Raw genomic sequence first — 17,495 nt, forward strand, 5'->3', positions numbered from 1 at the left:
TGTCTATGAGTCTGCCGCTTTTTCCGCTGAACACGGTGCTGTTTCCCGGCTGCAATCTGGATTTGCAGATCTTCGAGGCGCGCTACCTGGACATGATTGGCCGCTGCATGAAACAGGGCGGTGGTTTCGGCGTGGTGTGCATCCTTGAAGGCAGCGAAGTCGGCGTCGCGCCGGAAGGTTTCGCCATGGTCGGTTGCGAAGCGCGGATCACCGATTTCCAGCAGCAGGACAACGGACTGCTGGGCATCCGGGTGCAGGGCGGGCGCCGGTTCATCGTGCAGCGCACCGAAGTGCAGCGCGATCAACTGATCGTCGCCGAGGTCGAGTGGCTGGACGACGAACCCGAGCAACCCTTGCAGGATGAAGACGCTGATCTGGTGGCGCTGCTCAAGGCCCTCGCCGAGCACCCGATGGTCGAGGCGCTGAACATGGGCATCGAAGCAGCGGGGCAGCAGTCATTGGCCAATCAGTTGGCCTACCTCTTGCCGTTCGCCGAGGAAGACAAGATCGACCTGCTGCAACTCGACGATCCACAGCAGCGACTGGATGCGATCCAGGCGCTGCTCGACGAGTTGCAGGGCGAGTTGTTCGCTTAAGACTCGGCCCGGTTACTCCGGCCAGACGATGTCGTTGGCGAACCAGTCCTTGCCGCTCGGCAGTGAAAGGATCGGTTTGCCGGCCTTGGCCACTGCATCGATCAAGCCATCGTATTCACGTTGATTGGCCTCGCCGCTGTGGGTTCGCGCCTCGATGTCATTGCCGATGTAGCTGCTTTGGGCTTCAGCGGCCACGTCATCGACCTTCGCAGCACGGGTGAAGGTCGAGTCCAGCAACCAGAGACGCTCTGATTCAATTCCCCGCTTCGACGCAGAAATCAACGCCTCAAGTTCGTCTTCGGGAAACCAGGCACTCTTTTCCAGCGCTGCCAGATTGAGCAAGTGGTTCTCTTCGTTGAGGACCACTTCCATCCTTCGTGTATCGATGACGTAGGCGAAAATGAACTGCTGATCGTGGCGGATCGTCTCGTAATTGCGTTCGGCGTCCAGCTCGATGTCTGAAACATCGGACCAGTCGTTATCGGAATTCCCGGAATCGTTGTCGGACTCGCCCGGCTTTATGCCGGGGTATTTGTTTCTCTGGCTGTTGTAGCGCAGGTATTCCGGATCGGGAGCGTCAGTGCCTTTGCCGCCATACATCTTTACCAGCTTGTGGCTGACCGTGGCGCTGATCGGTTTCTCGGTCGTGGCACCGCGCGGGTGCTTCAGGCGAGGCAGCATGCGTCCGTCGTTGTAGAACTCGAAAGGCGTGCGCTCGTCCGCCCGGAACAGGCCGGGAATATCGGTGCGGTACAGGCAGTCGCTGCTGTTGCGCTGGTAGCCGAGAGTGGTCAGGAAGGCGTCGAGAAAATCGCGGCTGACACTTTTGTCGAAGTCCACCAGGTCGCTGCGCAACGTGCCGTTTCTCACGGGCAGCAGCAGGGGTTCGATTTCCTGGCGCAGCGTGTCAAAGCGAGTCGGATCGTTCACATCCAGGGTGAGTAATTGGTGCTGCCCGGCCCACTCCGGCATCCGTCGGGGATTGGCGATCAGGTCGTTGTGCAACCGAATGTGCTGCCCTGGCGAAAGGTTGTAGGCTCGCAGCAGCTCGACACGTTGGCCATGAGTCAGCAGCGGATACATTTTGAGCAGTGAGTCGCCAAGCAGTTGAGTGGTCGCTTCACGTGCCGACAGTGGCGAGACCAGAAGCTGTTTGACTGGCACTTGTACACTGCCGTGATCGGGGTCGGGCAATGGGCGTTTCAATGGGTTTGGCAACTCCATCTGCCGGGCCGGGCTCCAGGTCGTATTGTCGGTATTTCTGTAGAGCGCGGGTCCCGGTGGCAGTTTTCTGTAAAGATCCGTCGCCCGATAAGTGCCAAGGCCCGCGTCGAACTCGACATGCACGGTGCCGATGTCTTTGATGTCGACGAACCGCCGACCGACGACAAAGCGAAAACCGTCGTTGTCCGCAGGTTGCATGTTGCGCAGAAAGGCCGGGTTCAATAGATAACTGTTCAGTCCGCTAATCATTTGGGGTGCGAGGGTGAGCAGGTCGGAGATTTCGAGATTCGTCGGCCCAGCGTTGCCCTGAGGACGGTTGCCGTGAACTTGATCGGCGGTAGCCCCAGGCCGATGTGTCCCGGGCAGCGGCAATTGATGCAGCAACGGTAGGTCTGCGTCGGGTCGCACTCGACTCGATCCCGGGACAGACTGGCCGGGCGTATTGATTTTCGGGGTGTTGGAGGCTGCAGGTGGTTTGGGGCGCATGTGTCATTCCTTGACGACTGGAGGTTGAAAAAATACTCAGACTGTCGGCTGTACGGCCGCAGGTTGTTCGATGACCAGTTGCCCGGCCTCGATCTGGCGCGTCGGGTCGCTGTCGACCTGCCAGCGACCGGAATCCGCTAGGTAGAAAATCTTTCCTGACGGGGACTGCGGCAATCGAATGTGTTGAACATGGATCCGGTTACTCTCCAGCTCATCGCGCTGCCGGTGTTCCTCGATCAGCGTGACGATGGCTTGGGTCGAGGCGCAGCTCCGCGCGTCGAGGGCGTAAAGACTGATCACCTCGAACAGGGCATTGACCCGGTAACGGTGCCCTGACGAAACAATCACATCGACACTTTCCAGTGGCAGCGAAGGGTCGCTGCTGTCCGGCAGATGAATGTGAAGGCTGCCGATCTTCAGCAGGTCGTTGCTGATGGCGAGCTCGCGCCGGGTGATGGTTTCTTCCAACTGCGCGGTGTAGATAGCCCAGCTCGAAGAGCCGCTGACGCTTGCGTCGGCCGGGGCGGTCGAGAGCCGGATGGACATGTGGCTGGCGGGATGGATTTCGTAGTGCGCCGATCGGCCCTCCAGTGCGTAAATGGCGCTGTGCGGTGCTGCGCTGAAATCGATCCGCTGAGGGGTTGCCTTCAAGGTGCGTTTTTCGACAGAAGGCCGGACAAAAATATACTGGCCTGCGCGCTTGCGCAGTGAGGCGCGGCTTTGAATCAGACGGTAGCCGGTGTTCCTTTCATCATCGAGATAGGCGTTGTCGGGAAAACCGAGGTGATAGGAAACACCGTCTCGCATGACCAGCGTCAAGGCATGATTCATTTGCCAGCCGGAGGCCATGATCCCGGCCCCCATGTCACTTTTCCTGCCTGGGTGTTCTCTCACGGCACCGTGCAATGAAAGCAGGCCGCCATGACCGAAAGTGAGGGTGAAGTGGACATTCGTGTAGCTCAGAAATGTGAAGGCGTTTGGCGTTGTTTTTTCAACGGTGTAGAGGGCGCGGACTTCGTCGATTTCCGTGCTGTCGTGGTCGACATACAGAGTGCTGCGAGTGGGTTTGTCACTCTGCGCGGCCACCAGGATCGTGTGATAGATCTGACGGGAAATGAAGTAGTGCGAGTGCGGACTCTTCGCGAGGGTGCAAGGGCGATCATTGACCGGTACCGGGGCGGGAGCGGGTATGCCGACGGTCAGGATGCTGACACTCACGGTCAGGTCGGTCAGGTCCTCGGTTTCAGCCGGCCATGCGGGCTGCAAGTGATAGCCGTCCCGGGTAATGAACTGCCATTTATCGTTGCGCAGAAAGCGTTTGCCCTCGACAGTCCGGTATACCGCCTCGAGCGCCAGTTCCCGTCTCGGCGACCGGACGTCATCGTCGCGCAGTGATTCGATCACCAGCGCGTCATCATGGATGTACCAGCGCTGGATGGCTTCAAGCGTTACACCCAGATAGACCTTGCTGGGCTCCTGGCCATCTTCGTGGATGAAAACCTTGCGGCAGCCCGGGTCGAGGACATAGGTGTCACTGCCTCTGCCGCCCTTGACGGTGCTATGGAAACCTCGAACGGAAATCAGGTCATCCCCACCCCCGGCATCAACATTGTCATCCCCATTGGCGGCAATGATGTCCGCCTCGTCGGTACCGGTCACGCGATTGATCGCGCCGGCGAGGGTCTCGACCTTCTCGATGGACTTGAACGTCGAATGCAGCACAGGTTCCAGCGCTGGATCCGCAGGGCGCAATGCCAGCCTGCCGTTTTTCAGGTCGATGTCAAAACCGATATGACGCGGAGGATTGGGGCCATGGTCTTCGTGTCGGTGATTGCCTTGCAGCCACAGCAGGTCGGTGCCGTCACCTCCCGACAGATCACTCACTTTGAGCGGATCGGAGGAGAGCGCTTCGGATGCCGACTGAAACAGAAAGGAGTCGTCCTTGTTGCCACCGCTCAGGCTTTTACTGCCGGCGGTATAACTGAAGAAATTCGGCTTTTCCCGCACGCCTTGCACGCGGTCATTACCGCCACCAAGACTCCAGAAAACCCCTTTGACGGGATCACTCTTGGCCTTGATGATCAAATCGTTTGCGGCGGGTAAACCTTCCCTCGCATCGTGCGTGTCGTCTGTATCACTGATGACGGGGAGGTTTTCGAGGGTGTAAGGCGTTTCCCCCTTGGCTTCATCCCATTGGAAGCGATAGAGGCGGGTTGGCTGCAACGTGACCTCGAACCGGCCGTTGACGATCGCGTCGACACTGTCCTTGAATTCATTGTCGAGCCAGCCGAGGCTGCGGGTCTTCAGGGCTTTGACGTAGTCGCTCGTGGTTTTGGCAATCAGGTAGCGATCCATCAACGCCTTGTCCTGATCCTGCCCGGTGAACGCAAACCAGCCGGCACGCCATCGCTCGTTCACGGTCAGTTCGATGTAATCGTCGATGTCATCGACCATGCGTGCAGCGCCATAGATTCTGGCACCGACAATCATGATCGCCGCTGCTGCAATCCCCACCGGGCCTGCAGCCTGAAAACCCATCAGTGCCGCGCAGCCAAGAGCGATGGACAGCGCACCGCTGAACACACTCAGGCCGCCAGTGACATACAGATCCTGAGCTTCCTTGCCCTGAGCCTTGGCCGCATCCTTGAAGGACTTGATGGCGGTGTAGATATCGAAGGGCAGCGTCAGCACGCTGGCGATCAACCCGGCACTTCGACAGAGCCATTTGCCCATGGACGTCTTGCCGAATTGTTCGAAGGCCATGGAGCCTTGGCGGAGCATCCGTTCACCGGTCTTGCTCAGTGCGTACTCAAGCCCCAGCGAGGTGATCTCCGTGAGGCCGCCGCCGATATTGATCAGCGCTTCACCCATCTGGCCTTTCCTGAGGGCATCGATTGCGCCCATGTAGGCGCTGTACAAACCGTATGCCTGCAGCCCGGCTCCCATGCTGGTCATCCCGCGACTCTTGGTCTTATCGACCCAGTTCGGCAAATGCTCGGGCAACGGGCTCCTGTGGATATCCAGGCGCTGGGTGGAGGCCAGCAAGCGATTGATCTGGTTCATCGCGACCGCAGAATCGCCCGCAGGCATTTCACGCAGCAGTGGCTCTGCGTCGGGAGAGCGCAGGGTGACAATTTCGTAGAGTAACTCCGGTACCCGTTGGCGCTCTTGTCCATCGACTGACTTGATCCGTTGCTCAACCTGAACAGGGTCGAGTTCCAGCCCGTCGGTGAAGGCCTGATCGGGCTCGGGAAAGTACGTGTTGGACGCTGTAACGGGCTCGCCGTTGATCCGGGCTCCAAGTGCTTGAAGCTCCTGGCGGCTCACGGTCAGCTCGCCAAATCGAAGGGGACCGAACAACTTGTCCAGGTCTCGCAGATCAGGGGTTTTTCCGGAAAAGCCTTCCGTTTCGATTGTTGACGAAGTGGTTGGAACGTTAATGTCGGAAATTGTAATTGGCGCTGTAAGAATAGTTTCAGTGTTTGCTGTAAATGCCTTGGCCAAAATCAATACTCTGCAGGGATGTGTCGATTGAATCTGGCATGAAGGGGTGAGAGTTTCAGTAGTTATTGTTTGTCTGATTGTATTGTTGTTTTTTGTATTGTTGTTTTTTGTATTGTGTTTGAAGTGCTCTGCGGGTTGATTGTCCGTTGTTGTTCATCTAGTTTGAAGTCGACCCGAATGAAACGGGCTTCATCATCAAGGAGGACGATATGACGATTTACGAAGATGAGTGGGCTTTCTGGGATGACATCGCCGGGAAGTATATTTTCAAACATGCAGGTGTCGATCTGAATGCCGACATTATCATCAAGGGTGCAGGTTATTACGCTGACTCGATGGTCCTCGAGCGGCGTAAGCGCAAAAGAGTGAAGAGCGAGCAGGAAACTGCGGTACCGACGGCTGGCAAGTGAAGTATCGGATGAGTTTTGATCCGGTTTTAAACAACAAGAGAGTTGCTTTATGTCCAATGCAAAAAATATTACATTTACGGGGCATCTTTTTGCGGGTGGTCTTCCGCTTGTCATTAACTATCAGGTGATGGAGCAGCGTTTAAAACATCCGCGAATTACGACGGGTCAACGATTGAGTGCGGAAATTTCGCTTAATGACGAAGTTGCATCGCGCATTATTACCCTGGCGGATCATGACGATGCGGAGCCGCTGCTGTTTGAGTTTGTTCCGGATAATCAGGGACGTTACACCCTTGGCGTCAAGACTGTCGGGCGTTACTTCAATTGGCGACTGCGGATGGATCAGAGCTCCCGGCATCTTCTGGTGGACAAGAATATCGGTAGCTACTTCGAACTGGAAACTTACGAGGGAAAGCTGAAGTTCTTTGGCGACCTGCCTTCCAATCCGGCCTCTGTGGCGTTGTTCAGTGTCGAGAAGAAGCTGGGGCTGTTTCAGCATGAAACAAAGGGAGGTCTCAAGTACTTCCTCGACAGGAATCCGAACGACACCGAGCACAATGCATACAATCCCGTGTCAGCGTCGTTCGTCTTGAGGACCCAGCCTTCGGCGCTGTCAGCCGTCGCCTAGTACGAATATCGCAGCAATGTATGCGGCAAATGCCGCAATACAAAGAAACCGAACAAGGCGACCAGTGCCGGCAATACCAGCCACCAGACTTTCTGCGGCATCGCTTCAAGGGGTGTGCGGCGCTGAATCAGCCACAGGCTCGCCGCGCAGACACAGGCGGCAAGCATTGCACCGGCCAGCACATCGGTCGGCCAGTGCGCCCCCAGGTACACCCGTGACAAGGCAATCGCCAGTGCCGGAATGCAGCCGACCAACAGCCAGGTCAGGCGCATTCTTGGCGGTTGCCCGCGTCCGGCCAGCACGGCCAGGGTCAGGAACAGCGCGAACGATCCGGACGCATGGCCGCTGGGCATGCTGTAGCTGGTGAGCGGGTCGGTCAGCACTTCGGGGCGTACCCGGGCGAAAAACAGTTTGGTCCCGGTGTTGGCCAGCGCGGTGACGAGCAGGGTACTGCCGGCGAAGATTGCCTGACGCCACTGGCGGCACAGCAGCAACAGGCCGGTCAGTAGAATGCTGAACACCAGCATGTTGCGGAACTCGCCGATCAGGGTAAAGACCACCGCGACCTCGTCGAGCACCGCGTTGCGGTGTTCCTGTACGAGGGTCATGACGCCCTGGTCGAGCGCAGTCAGGTACGGGTAACCGATGAACAGACCGATCAGGATCAGCAGGCTCATGCTGCTGATCCAGACCGTCGCCCGGCGATGACGGCGCAGGCTGCTGTTGGCGCTCAGGCCGACCATCACCGCAATGCTGGCGGCGACGATCCCGGCCTGCAGCCAGAAGCCTTCCGGCAATGGCAGACGAATCGCCGCCCCGGTGGCCCAGCCCGGCAACAGGTACGCGATGCTCCAGCCCGCCGCCGCCAGCAGACTCACGGCCGCGAAGCGCGGGAAGGGCATGTCGCACATCCCGGCCACCATCGGCAGCATCGGTCGCAGTGGGCCGATGAAGCGTCCGACCAGCAGGCTGGCGATACCGTAGCGCTGGAAATAGGTTTCTGCGCCGGCCATCCATTCCGGGTGATGGCGCAGGCCCGGCAGGCGCCGGATGTTCTGGTGGAAGTGGCGGCCCAGGAAGTACGAAATCACATCGCCGAGAATCCCGCCGAGAAAACCCAGCAACAGGGTTTCGCTCAACGACAGCGCACCGCTGCCGGCCAGCACCGCCACGGCAAACAGCAACACGGTGCCGGGAACAATCAGCCCGGCAATCGCCAGGCATTCAACGCAGGCTACGACGAACACTGCGGCGGCCAGCCACTGCGGATTGGCCGCCAGCCACCCGGTCACGCTATCGAGCCATGGGCCCATACAACACACTCCATTTCATTGATGTCCCTGACCGGCGTACCGCAGAGGGGAAATTCACAGCAGAAAGTAATCGCGGCCTTCGACCTGACCCCGGCGCATCGGGTTCCGGGTGCACCACTGGGCGTAGGCTGCATCGACGAAGCGATACATCAAATGCTCGTCACGCCCATGGGGGATGCCCAGGCGGGTGGTCTGGATGATGTGGCCTGGCGCGGGGCCGGTGTCTTCCACCAGCAGTATCTCGTGGTCGAAACGCTTGGCATCCCACACCGGCACTTTCAGCCCCAGGGCCTTGCACAGCAGAGTCTGCCCGGCGCAGAGCTTTTGCGACGGTCGCGGGCGGCCCTGTGCATCGGGGTTGTTCAGCAGCATCTGCGCCAGACTGGCCGGGCCGCTGATTTCATCGACCCATGGATAGGCCGATTTGATCAGCACCGCATTGCCAGGACCCTGTGCACTGAAGTTCAGTGAATCGCCGCCACGGGCGTAGTACATATAGATGTGGCCGCCATCCAGAAACAAAGCCTTACGCTTTTCCGTGTAGCCGAGGGAGGCATGGCTGCCTTTTTCTTCGCGGTAATACGCTTCGGTTTCGATGATCCGGGCGCTGAGCCACAGGTCGCCGACCCGGTGGCGGATGACTTTGCCGAGCAGATCCCGGGCAAGCGTCTGGGCGTCACGGTCGAAAAAAGCGTCCGGAAGGCCCATCGGCAGGCGCTCGGCGTGGGCACGAACGGTCAGATTGGACATGGCAAACGGTGTTTATCCAGGCGAAAGAGGTCGTGATGATAACAATCCGAGCCTTAATTACGGCTGAACATCGGCAAATCGCCGTCCATTTCGACCATCCGCCCGTCACCGCTGTTAGTCCCGGGACGCGACAGCTATAATCTGCCGCTTTCCTCTTTGCCAAGACCCCAGCAGACCATGACTGAGTCCGTTCTTGACTACATGACCCGATTGGGTCGCGCCGCCCGCGAAGCTTCCCGGGTCATCGGCCGTGCCAGCACCGCGCAGAAAAACCGCGCCCTGCTGGCTGCCGCCAATGCTCTGGACGCCGCCCGCGCCGAGCTTGCGGCAGCCAATGAACAGGATCTGGCCGCCGGTCGTGCCAACGGTCTGGAGCCTGCACTGCTGGAGCGCCTGGAACTGACCCCGGCGCGTATCGACGGGATGATCGTCGGTCTGCGTCAAGTGGCGGCCCTGCCGGACCCGGTCGGTGCGATCCGCGACATGAGTTTCCGTCCGTCGGGCATTCAGGTCGGCAAGATGCGCGTGCCGCTGGGCGTGATCGGGATCATCTACGAGTCCCGTCCGAACGTGACCATCGATGCCGCGAGCCTGTGCCTGAAGTCCGGCAACGCGACCATCCTGCGTGGCGGTTCCGAGGCGATTCATTCCAACCGTGCGATTGCCGCCTGCATCCAGCGCGGCCTGGCCGAAGCCGAACTGCCGGCCGCCGTGGTGCAAGTGGTGGAAACCACCGACCGCGCCGCCGTTGGCGCCCTGATCACCATGCCCGAGTACGTCGATGTGATCGTGCCGCGCGGTGGCCGTGGCCTGATCGAGCGCATCAGCCGCGACGCGCGGGTGCCGGTGATCAAGCACCTGGACGGCATCTGCCACGTCTATGTCAGCGAACACGCCGACCTGCCGAAAGCCCAGCGCATCGCCTTCAATGCCAAGACCTATCGTTATGGTATCTGCGGCGCGATGGAGACCCTGCTGGTCGATCAAAGTGTTGCGAAGGATTTCCTGCCGTCGATGGCCAAGCAGTTCCGCGAAAAAGGCGTCGAGTTGCGTGGTTGCGAGCGCACCCGGGCGATCATCGAGGCCGTGCCGGCCAGCGAAGAAGACTGGGGCACCGAGTATCTGGCGCCGATCCTGTCGATCCGTGTGGTCGATGGTCTGGACCAGGCCATCGAACATATCAACCATTACGGCTCCCATCACACCGATTCGATCGTCAGCGAAAACCTCGCCGACACTCGCCAGTTCGTGGCTCAGGTCGACTCGGCGTCGGTGATGATCAACACCCCGACCTGCTTCGCCGATGGATTCGAATACGGATTGGGTGCCGAGATCGGCATTTCTACTGATAAGCTGCACGCCCGTGGCCCGGTGGGCCTCGAAGGACTGACCTGCGAGAAGTACATCGTGGTCGGTGATGGCCAGTTGCGCGGCCAGGCGACGGTCTGACTTGTCCGACCTCGACCTGAAAGCGCCGAAATCCGGCAGAAAGTCTCGCCCCCAGCGCATTGGCGTTCTGGGCGGAACCTTCGATCCGGTGCATGTCGGCCATTTGCGTGGCGCGCTGGAAGTCGCCGAAGCGCTGGCCCTCGATGAGCTGCGCATGATGCCCAGCGCCCGGCCGCCGCATCGCGATACCCCGCAGGTGTCGGCGCAGGATCGGCTGGCAATGGTTGAATGTGCGGTGGCCGGTGTGCCGCCGCTGGTGGTGGACGCCCGCGAATTGCAGCGGGACAAACCGTCCTGGACCATCGATACCCTGGAGTCGCTGCGTGCCGAAATGGCCGCCGAGACCCAGGTTTTTCTGCTTTTGGGCTGGGACGCATTTTGCGGCCTGCCCACTTGGCACCGCTGGGAAGAGTTGCTCCAGCATTGCCACATCCTGGTGCTACAGCGCCCGGACGCCGACAGCGAACCGCCGGATGCCTTGCGCAACCTGCTGGCAGCGCGTTCGGTGAGCGACCCGCTGGCCCTGAAAGGGCCGAGCGGACAGATTGCATTCGTCTGGCAGACACCGCTCGCGGTCTCCGCCACCCAGATCCGTCAACTGCTGGCCAGCGGTAAGTCGGTACGTTTCCTGGTGCCCGACGCGGTCCTGGCCTACATCGATGCGCACGGTCTGTATCGTGCGTCGAACTGAACAAGGCGTGCTCAAGTAACACGATCATCGTGGGACGAGACGCCGAATACATGAGCAAAACGAGTTTTATATGACTGACAAAGACCAAACCAAAGTAAAGCGCAAAGGCACGTTCAAGAGCGCTCCGCTGCCAGAGCCGGTCAACACCAACGAGCCGCTGAAAGGCGACGAACTGGTCAAGATTGCCGTGGCAGCCCTGGAAGACGTCAAGGCCCAGGACATCCAGATCATCGATGTGCGCGACAAGCAAAGCATCACTGACTACATGATCATTGCTACCGGTACTTCCAACCGCCAGATCAACGCGATGCTGGACAAGGTTCGCGAAGAAGTGAAAAAACAGGGCGCCAAGCCGCTGGGCGAAGAAGGCAAGGGCGACAGCGACTGGGTGCTGCTGGACCTGGACCTGGTAATCGTGCACATGATGACCGCCTCGGCTCGTCAGTTCTACGACCTGGAGCGCCTGTGGGCCGGTGCCGAGCAAAGCCGTGCGGCGGACGCCAAGCACCACAGCCCGGAAAACACCCACGAGCACTTCACCAAGCTCAACAAAGACCAGCTGTAAGGGACGCGCTGTGCGACTGCGACTGATCGCCGTCGGTTCACGCATGCCCAAGTGGGTGGAAGAAGGCTGGCATGAGTATGCCAAGCGTCTTCCGTCCGAGCTGGCGCTGGAACTGGTGGAAATACCGCTCAATACCCGTGGCAAGAATGCCGACGTGGCCCGCTTCATCCGTCAGGAAGGCGAAGCCATGCTGGCCAAGGTCGGGCAGAACGAGCGGATCGTCACCCTCGAAGTGCACGGCAAGCCCTGGAGCACCGAGCAACTGGCGGTCGAACTCGACCGCTGGCGGCTGGATTCGCGCACGGTCAACTTCATGGTCGGCGGCCCGGAAGGGCTGGCGCCAGAAGTCTGTGCCCGCGCGGATCAGCGCTGGTCGTTGTCGCCGTTGACGCTGCCACACCCGTTGGTGCGGATCCTCATCGGCGAGCAGTTGTATCGTGCCTGGACCGTGTTGTCCGGCCACCCTTACCACAAGTAATCCTGCCCTCATGTCCCAGCCGATCCGCATCAAGGACCACGAAAAAGACGCCCGTCTGGTGCGTAGCCGCGTCGTGTTCGGGGCCATTGCGGTGGTGTTGCTGATCTGTGTGCTGATTGCCCGGCTGTATTTCCTGCAGGTCATCCAGTACGAGTATCACTCGACCCTGTCGGAAAACAATCGGGTGCATGTCCAGCCGATTCCGCCGACCCGTGGGCTGATCTTCGACCGTAACGGCGTGGTGGTGGCGGACAACCGCCCGAGCTTCAGCCTGAGCATGACCCGCGAGCGCTCCGGCGACTGGCAGCAAGTGCTCGACGTGATCGTCGAGGTGCTGGAGCTGACGCCGGAAGACCGGGTGATCTTCGAGAAGCGCATGCGTCAGGGGCGCCGGCCGTTCGAGCCGGTGCCGATCCTGTTCGAGCTGACCGAAGAGCAGATCGCCCGGGTCGCGGTGAACCAGTTCCGCCTGCCGGGCGTGGAAGTGGTCGCGCAACTGGTGCGTCACTACCCGCAGGGTGCGCATTTTGCGCACTCGGTGGGTTACATGGGGCGGATCAACGAGAAAGAGCTGAAGACCCTCGATCCGGTCAATTACAGCGGCACCCACCACATCGGTAAAACCGGCATTGAACGCTTCTATGAAGCCGAACTGCATGGCCAGGTGGGTTACGAAGAGGTCGAGACCAACGCTCGGGGCCGTGTGTTGCGGGTGCTCAAGCGTACCGATCCGGTGCCGGGCAAGGACATCGTCCTGAGCCTCGACATCAAATTGCAGGAAGCCGCCGAAGCCGCGCTGGGCGGGCGACGCGGTGCAGTGGTGGCGCTGGACCCGAGCACTGGCGAAGTACTGGCGATGGTCAGTCAGCCGAGCTTCGACCCGAACCTGTTCGTCACCGGCATCAGCTTCAAGGCTTACGCCGAGCTGCGCGATTCCATCGACCGGCCGCTGTTCAACCGCGTACTGCGCGGTCTGTACCCGCCGGGCTCGACGATCAAGCCGGCGGTAGCGATTGCCGGTCTGGACGCGGGCGTGGTGACGGCGTCGAGCCGCGTGTTCGACCCGGGTTACTACATGCTGCCCAACTACGATCACAAATACCGCAACTGGAACCGCACCGGGGACGGCTTCGTCGACCTCGATACGGCGATCATGCGGTCCAACGACACCTACTTTTATGACCTGGCGCACAAGCTCGGCATCGATCGGTTGTCGGCGTACATGAACAAGTTCGGCATCGGCCAGAAGGTCTCGCTGGACATGTTCGAAGAGTCTCCCGGCCTGATGCCTTCTCGTGAGTGGAAGCGTGCGACCCGTCGTCAGGCTTGGTTCCCGGGCGAGACCCTGATTCTCGGGATCGGCCAGGGCTATATGCAATCGACCCCGTTGCAACTGGCCCAGGCCACTGCGCTGGTGGCCAACAAGGGTGTGTGGAACCGTCCACACCTGGCCAAGACCGTCGAAGGCGAGAGGCCCAAGGATGAAAACCCGATGCCGGACATCGTCCTGCGCGATCCGTCGGACTGGAACAAGGTCAATCACGGCATGCAACAGGTGATGCACGGCGCCCGGGGCACCGCGCGCAAAGCGGCTATCGGCGCGCAATACCGGATCGCCGGCAAGTCGGGTACGGCCCAGGTGGTCGCGATCAAGCAAGGCGAGAAATACGACCGCTCCAAAGTGCAGGAACGCCACCGCGACCACGCCTTGTTCGTTGGTTTTGCACCGGCCGACAACCCGAAAATCGTGGTGTCGGTGATGGTCGAGAACGGTGAGTCCGGTTCCGGCGTCGCCGCGCCGGTGGTGCGTCAGGTGATGGACGCCTGGCTGCTGGATCAGGACGGACGCTTGAAGGCCGAATACGCCAGCCCTATCAGTGCGGAGGCTACGGCCCGTGAAGAATAATTTCGATCGCATGCTCTCCAGCGAGGATGTGATGCGTCGCCGGGCGACGCTGTTGCAACGCCTGCATATCGACGGTCCTTTGTTGGTTCTGCTGTTGATCCTCGCGGCCGGCAGCCTGTTCGTGCTGTATTCGGCCAGCGGCAAGAGCTGGGACCTGCTGGCCAAACAGGCCACGTCGTTCGGCATTGGCCTGGTGTCGATGATCGTCATCGCCCAGTTCGAACCGCGGTTCATGGCGCGCTGGGTGCCACTCGGCTATGTGGTCGGGGTGGTGCTGCTGATGGTGGTGGACATCATGGGCCACAACGCCATGGGTGCGACCCGCTGGATCAACATTCCCGGGGTGATCCGTTTCCAGCCGTCGGAATTCATGAAGATCCTGATGCCGGCGACCATCGCCTGGTACCTGTCCAAACGCACGCTGCCGCCGCAGCTCAAGCACGTCGGGATCAGCCTGATGCTGATCGGCGTGCCGTTCATCCTGATCGTGCGTCAGCCGGATCTGGGCACTTCGCTGCTGATTCTGGCCGGCGGCGCGTTCGTGCTGTTCATGGGCGGGTTGCGCTGGCGCTGGATCCTCAGCGTGCTGGCCGCCGCCGTACCCGTGGCGATCGCCATGTGGTTCTTCATCATGCACGACTACCAGAAGCAACGGATCCTGACCTTTCTCGACCCGGAAAGCGATCCGTTGGGCACCGGCTGGAACATCATTCAGTCGAAAGCCGCCATCGGTTCCGGCGGCGTGTTCGGCAAGGGCTGGCTGCTGGGCACCCAGTCGCACCTGGACTTCCTGCCGGAAAGCCACACCGACTTCATCATCGCGGTGCTGGGCGAAGAGTTTGGCCTGGTGGGCATCTGCGCGTTGCTGCTGATCTATCTCTTGCTGATCGGTCGCGGCCTGGTGATTACCGCTCAGGCCCAGACGCTGTTCGGCAAACTGCTCGCCGGCGCCTTGACCATGACGTTTTTTGTTTATGTTTTCGTCAACATCGGTATGGTCAGTGGCCTGTTGCCGGTGGTGGGGGTGCCGTTGCCGTTCATTAGCTACGGCGGAACTTCGCTGGTGACACTGCTGTCAGCGTTTGGGGTTTTGATGTCGATCCATACGCATCGCAAGTGGATCGCACAGGTTTGAATAAGGTGAAGAGTTCAATGCAAGTAATGCGTGACTGGGCGACACGATACGCACCGTGGCTCGGCCTGGTAGGCATCCTTGGCAGCGCGCAGGAAGCGCTGGCCGGCGATTACGAAGGCTCGCCGCAGGTGGCCGAATTCGTCGGTGAAATGACCCGCGACTACGGTTTCGCAGGCGAACAACTGATGGCGGTGTTCCGCGAGGCGCAGCGCAAGCAGGCGATTCTCGACGCGATTTCCAAACCCGCCGAACGGGTCAAACAGTGGAAAGAATACCGGCCGATGTTCCTCACCGACGCGCGCATCGCCCGGGGTGTGGACTTCTGGCGTCAGCACGAAGCGGTATTGGCCCGCGCCGAGCAGGAATACGGCGTTCCGGCCCAGGTGATCGTGTCGATCATCGGCGTTGAGACCTTTTTCGGACGTAATACCGGTAATTACCGGGTGATCGATGCCTTGTCCACGCTGGGATTCGACTATCCTCCCCGTGCCGAATTTTTCCGCAAGGAACTGCGTGAGTTCCTGCTGCTGGCGCGTGAAGAGCAGGTCGACCCGCTGACCCTCAAGGGTTCCTACGCCGGGGCGATGGGCTTGCCGCAGTTCATGCCGAGCAGCTTTCGCGCCTACGCGGTGGATTTCGACGGCGACGGCCACATCAATATCTGGAACAACCCGGATGATGCGATCGGCAGCGTCGCCAGCTACTTCAAGCGTCACGGCTGGGTGGCCGGCGAGCCGGTGGTCAGTCGGGCCGATGTGCGCGGCGAGCAGGTGGATGAGGGTTTGACCACCGGGATCGAACCGACGAAAACCGTCGGGGAGTTGCGAGCGCTGGGCTGGTCAAGTCATGATGCGCTGCGCGATGATATGCCGGTTACTGCATTTCGCCTGGAAGGCGACAACGGCCCGGAATACTGGATGGGCCTGAAGAATTTCTACGCGATCACGCGTTATAACCGCAGCGTGATGTACGCCATGGCTGTACATCAACTGTCTGAAGAGCTGGTAAAAGCACGGGGCGTCAAGTAATGCAGGCATTGCCTATCAACAAACCCCTGAAGCTGGTGGCATTCGCTGCGTTGGCAGTGCTGGTCGCCAGTTGCTCGACCAGCCGTGCGCCGAGCCAGAAGACTTCGTCCACTGCTGTTCGCGCGCAGCCGGGCCTGGATATCAACCGGGCCCACAAGGATGGCGCGCCGTGGTGGGACGTCGATGTGTCGCGCATCCCGGACGCCACGCCGACCCTGCACACCGGTCCGTACAAGGCCAACCCGTACACCGTGCTGGGCAAGACCTACTTCCCGTTGCAGGAATCCAAGACCTACGTGGCTTCGGGCACTGCATCCTGGTACGGCACCAAGTTCCACGGTCAGAACACCGCCAACGGCGAAGTCTATGACCTGTACGGCATGAGCGCCGCCCACAAGACATTACCGCTGCCAAGTTACGTTCGGGTGACCAACCTGGACAACAACCGGAGCGTGATCCTGCGGGTCAACGACCGCGGGCCGTTCTATTCGGACCGGATCATCGACCTGTCTTACGCCGCCGCGAAAAAACTCGGTTATGCCGAAATCGGCACCGCGCGGGTCAAGGTCGAGGGCATCGACCCGCAACAATGGTGGGCCGCCAAGGGCCGTCCGGCGCCTTTGATGCTCAACGAGCCGCAAGTCGCGCAGAATGCTGCGCCGGTGATCACGGCTTCGGCCGGTACCATCGAGCAGTGGACTCCACCGCCGCAGCAACATGCCTCTGACACTGTACCTGTACAGATCAGCGCAAAAAAAAACGCTTCTGCACCAGCGTCTGGCCAGTATCTGCAGGTGGGCGCGTTCGCCAACCCGGACGCTGCAGAGCTCCTGAGGTCGAAGCTCAGCGGGATGGTGAGCGCTCCGGTGTTCATCAGCTCGATCGTGCGCAATCAGCAGACCCTGCACCGGGTACGCCTGGGACCGATCGGTTCGCCGGGTGAAATTGCCCAGGTACAGAACAGCGTGCGCTCGGCCAATCTTGGTTCGCCAAGCGTGGTCACCGAGTAAGTAATACGTAGCACTTGATTGACGGTTCACCAGCGATTGGGGGGTGAACCAGGTTGTTGGCTCGTCGAAGAACAAAAGCCCGGCAAGGGTGACTGGAGTGAGCAACTGAACACGCGATGACTCGTAGGGTTTGTTCGAGAACTCGCCGAGCGGCGATCAAGCAAGGCAAAAACAGGTGAGGAAGCGGAGTGTAGGGGACCTACATGAGCATTCCGAGTCTGTTTTTAACGCAGCTTGATCGTCGCGCAGGCAGTTATCGGACAAAGCCTGAAGGTTATTTGATTAGTTTTTGCCTTTGGGCAAGTTTCCATTAGCGATTTCG

At 60.2% G+C, this 17,495-nt stretch carries 15 protein-coding genes; 11 read left to right on the forward strand and 4 right to left on the reverse strand.

Features of this window, described 5'->3' with window-relative positions; all coding sequences use genetic code 11:
• Window positions 1–5: 5 nt before the first annotated feature.
• Window positions 6–596: an LON peptidase substrate-binding domain-containing protein gene (locus AC07VV_RS23435; RefSeq protein ID WP_102620857.1), complete on the forward strand. Its 591-nt coding sequence runs from the start codon at window positions 6–8 to the stop codon at window positions 594–596.
• A gap of 12 nt (window positions 597–608) precedes the next feature.
• Here AC07VV_RS23435 and AC07VV_RS23440 read toward each other — a convergent pair whose 3' ends face one another.
• Window positions 609–2,069: a hypothetical protein gene (locus AC07VV_RS23440; RefSeq protein ID WP_495037602.1), complete on the reverse strand. Its 1,461-nt coding sequence runs from the start codon at window positions 2,067–2,069 to the stop codon at window positions 609–611.
• A gap of 273 nt (window positions 2,070–2,342) precedes the next feature.
• On the reverse strand, window positions 2,343–5,810 hold the full coding sequence (locus AC07VV_RS23445; RefSeq protein ID WP_495037603.1) for a calcium-binding protein: 3,468 nt from the start codon (window positions 5,808–5,810) through the stop codon (window positions 2,343–2,345).
• A gap of 209 nt (window positions 5,811–6,019) precedes the next feature.
• On the opposite strand from AC07VV_RS23445, the gene AC07VV_RS23450 reads away from it, so the two are divergent.
• Together AC07VV_RS23450 and AC07VV_RS23455 are read left to right on the forward strand one after the other, a co-directional pair.
• Complete coding sequence (locus AC07VV_RS23450; RefSeq protein ID WP_495037604.1) at window positions 6,020–6,220, forward strand: hypothetical protein; 201 nt, start codon at window positions 6,020–6,022, stop codon at window positions 6,218–6,220.
• 49 nt (window positions 6,221–6,269) lie between these two features.
• Complete coding sequence (locus AC07VV_RS23455) at window positions 6,270–6,848, forward strand: hypothetical protein (protein WP_495037605.1); 579 nt, start codon at window positions 6,270–6,272, stop codon at window positions 6,846–6,848.
• On the opposite strand, the gene AC07VV_RS23460 is transcribed toward AC07VV_RS23455, so the two are convergent.
• Both AC07VV_RS23460 and AC07VV_RS23465 read right to left on the reverse strand, forming a co-directional pair.
• Complete coding sequence (locus AC07VV_RS23460; RefSeq protein WP_495037606.1) at window positions 6,845–8,161, reverse strand: bifunctional DedA family/phosphatase PAP2 family protein; 1,317 nt, start codon at window positions 8,159–8,161, stop codon at window positions 6,845–6,847. The two genes, AC07VV_RS23455 and AC07VV_RS23460, sit on opposite strands and share 4 nt — an antisense overlap.
• A gap of 54 nt (window positions 8,162–8,215) precedes the next feature.
• Window positions 8,216–8,911, reverse strand: coding sequence for a DNA-3-methyladenine glycosylase (locus AC07VV_RS23465; RefSeq protein WP_495037607.1), 696 nt, complete (start codon window positions 8,909–8,911; stop codon window positions 8,216–8,218).
• 177 nt (window positions 8,912–9,088) lie between these two features.
• Here AC07VV_RS23465 and AC07VV_RS23470 point away from each other — a divergent pair, with 177 nt between their 5' ends.
• From AC07VV_RS23470 to AC07VV_RS23505, 8 genes are all read left to right on the forward strand, one after another.
• Complete coding sequence (locus tag AC07VV_RS23470) at window positions 9,089–10,360, forward strand: glutamate-5-semialdehyde dehydrogenase (RefSeq protein ID WP_495037608.1); 1,272 nt, start codon at window positions 9,089–9,091, stop codon at window positions 10,358–10,360.
• Window positions 10,329–11,051, forward strand: coding sequence for a nicotinate-nucleotide adenylyltransferase (nadD, locus tag AC07VV_RS23475; protein WP_244142414.1), 723 nt, complete (start codon window positions 10,329–10,331; stop codon window positions 11,049–11,051). The genes AC07VV_RS23470 and nadD overlap by 32 nt, the downstream gene beginning before the upstream one ends.
• 70 nt (window positions 11,052–11,121) lie before the next feature.
• Window positions 11,122–11,616, forward strand: coding sequence for a ribosome silencing factor (rsfS, locus tag AC07VV_RS23480; protein WP_008087903.1), 495 nt, complete (start codon window positions 11,122–11,124; stop codon window positions 11,614–11,616).
• Between the two features lie 10 nt (window positions 11,617–11,626).
• Entirely contained in the window at window positions 11,627–12,094 is a 468-nt protein-coding gene (gene rlmH / locus AC07VV_RS23485) for a 23S rRNA (pseudouridine(1915)-N(3))-methyltransferase RlmH (RefSeq protein ID WP_009051038.1), read from the forward strand.
• 10 nt (window positions 12,095–12,104) lie between these two features.
• Window positions 12,105–14,000 (forward strand): penicillin-binding protein 2, encoded by a 1,896-nt coding sequence (gene mrdA, locus AC07VV_RS23490; RefSeq protein WP_495037609.1) that lies wholly within the window; start codon window positions 12,105–12,107, stop codon window positions 13,998–14,000.
• Between the two features lie 31 nt (window positions 14,001–14,031).
• Window positions 14,032–15,135, forward strand: coding sequence for a rod shape-determining protein RodA (rodA, locus tag AC07VV_RS23495; RefSeq protein ID WP_085712360.1), 1,104 nt, complete (start codon window positions 14,032–14,034; stop codon window positions 15,133–15,135).
• 17 nt (window positions 15,136–15,152) lie between these two features.
• On the forward strand, window positions 15,153–16,163 hold the full coding sequence (mltB, locus tag AC07VV_RS23500) for a lytic murein transglycosylase B (protein ID WP_096820785.1): 1,011 nt from the start codon (window positions 15,153–15,155) through the stop codon (window positions 16,161–16,163).
• Complete coding sequence (locus tag AC07VV_RS23505) at window positions 16,163–17,173, forward strand: septal ring lytic transglycosylase RlpA family protein (protein ID WP_495037610.1); 1,011 nt, start codon at window positions 16,163–16,165, stop codon at window positions 17,171–17,173. Before mltB ends, AC07VV_RS23505 begins: the two co-directional genes overlap by 1 nt.
• The last annotated feature ends 322 nt before the right edge of the window (window positions 17,174–17,495 follow it).

It is taken from the genome of Pseudomonas sp. GW821-FHT02C04 (assembly GCF_059421845.1).

Excerpts from the sequence above, each read along its gene's own strand:
- AC07VV_RS23435 (WP_102620857.1), top strand. The coding sequence starts at position 6 with ATGAGTCTGCCGCTTTTTCCGCTGAACACGGTGCTGTTTCCCGGCTGC.
- AC07VV_RS23440 (WP_495037602.1), bottom strand. The coding sequence starts at position 2,069 with ATGATTAGCGGACTGAACAGTTATCTATTGAACCCGGCCTTTCTGCGC.
- AC07VV_RS23450 (WP_495037604.1), top strand. The coding sequence starts at position 6,020 with ATGACGATTTACGAAGATGAGTGGGCTTTCTGGGATGACATCGCCGGG.
- AC07VV_RS23455 (WP_495037605.1), top strand. The coding sequence starts at position 6,270 with ATGTCCAATGCAAAAAATATTACATTTACGGGGCATCTTTTTGCGGGT.
- AC07VV_RS23460 (WP_495037606.1), bottom strand. The coding sequence starts at position 8,161 with ATGGGCCCATGGCTCGATAGCGTGACCGGGTGGCTGGCGGCCAATCCG.
- AC07VV_RS23465 (WP_495037607.1), bottom strand. The coding sequence starts at position 8,911 with ATGTCCAATCTGACCGTTCGTGCCCACGCCGAGCGCCTGCCGATGGGC.
- AC07VV_RS23470 (WP_495037608.1), top strand. The coding sequence starts at position 9,089 with ATGACTGAGTCCGTTCTTGACTACATGACCCGATTGGGTCGCGCCGCC.
- nadD (WP_244142414.1), top strand. The coding sequence starts at position 10,329 with ATGGCCAGTTGCGCGGCCAGGCGACGGTCTGACTTGTCCGACCTCGAC.
- rsfS (WP_008087903.1), top strand. The coding sequence starts at position 11,122 with ATGACTGACAAAGACCAAACCAAAGTAAAGCGCAAAGGCACGTTCAAG.
- mrdA (WP_495037609.1), top strand. The coding sequence starts at position 12,105 with ATGTCCCAGCCGATCCGCATCAAGGACCACGAAAAAGACGCCCGTCTG.
- rodA (WP_085712360.1), top strand. The coding sequence starts at position 14,032 with ATGCGTCGCCGGGCGACGCTGTTGCAACGCCTGCATATCGACGGTCCT.
- mltB (WP_096820785.1), top strand. The coding sequence starts at position 15,153 with ATGCAAGTAATGCGTGACTGGGCGACACGATACGCACCGTGGCTCGGC.
- AC07VV_RS23505 (WP_495037610.1), top strand. The coding sequence starts at position 16,163 with ATGCAGGCATTGCCTATCAACAAACCCCTGAAGCTGGTGGCATTCGCT.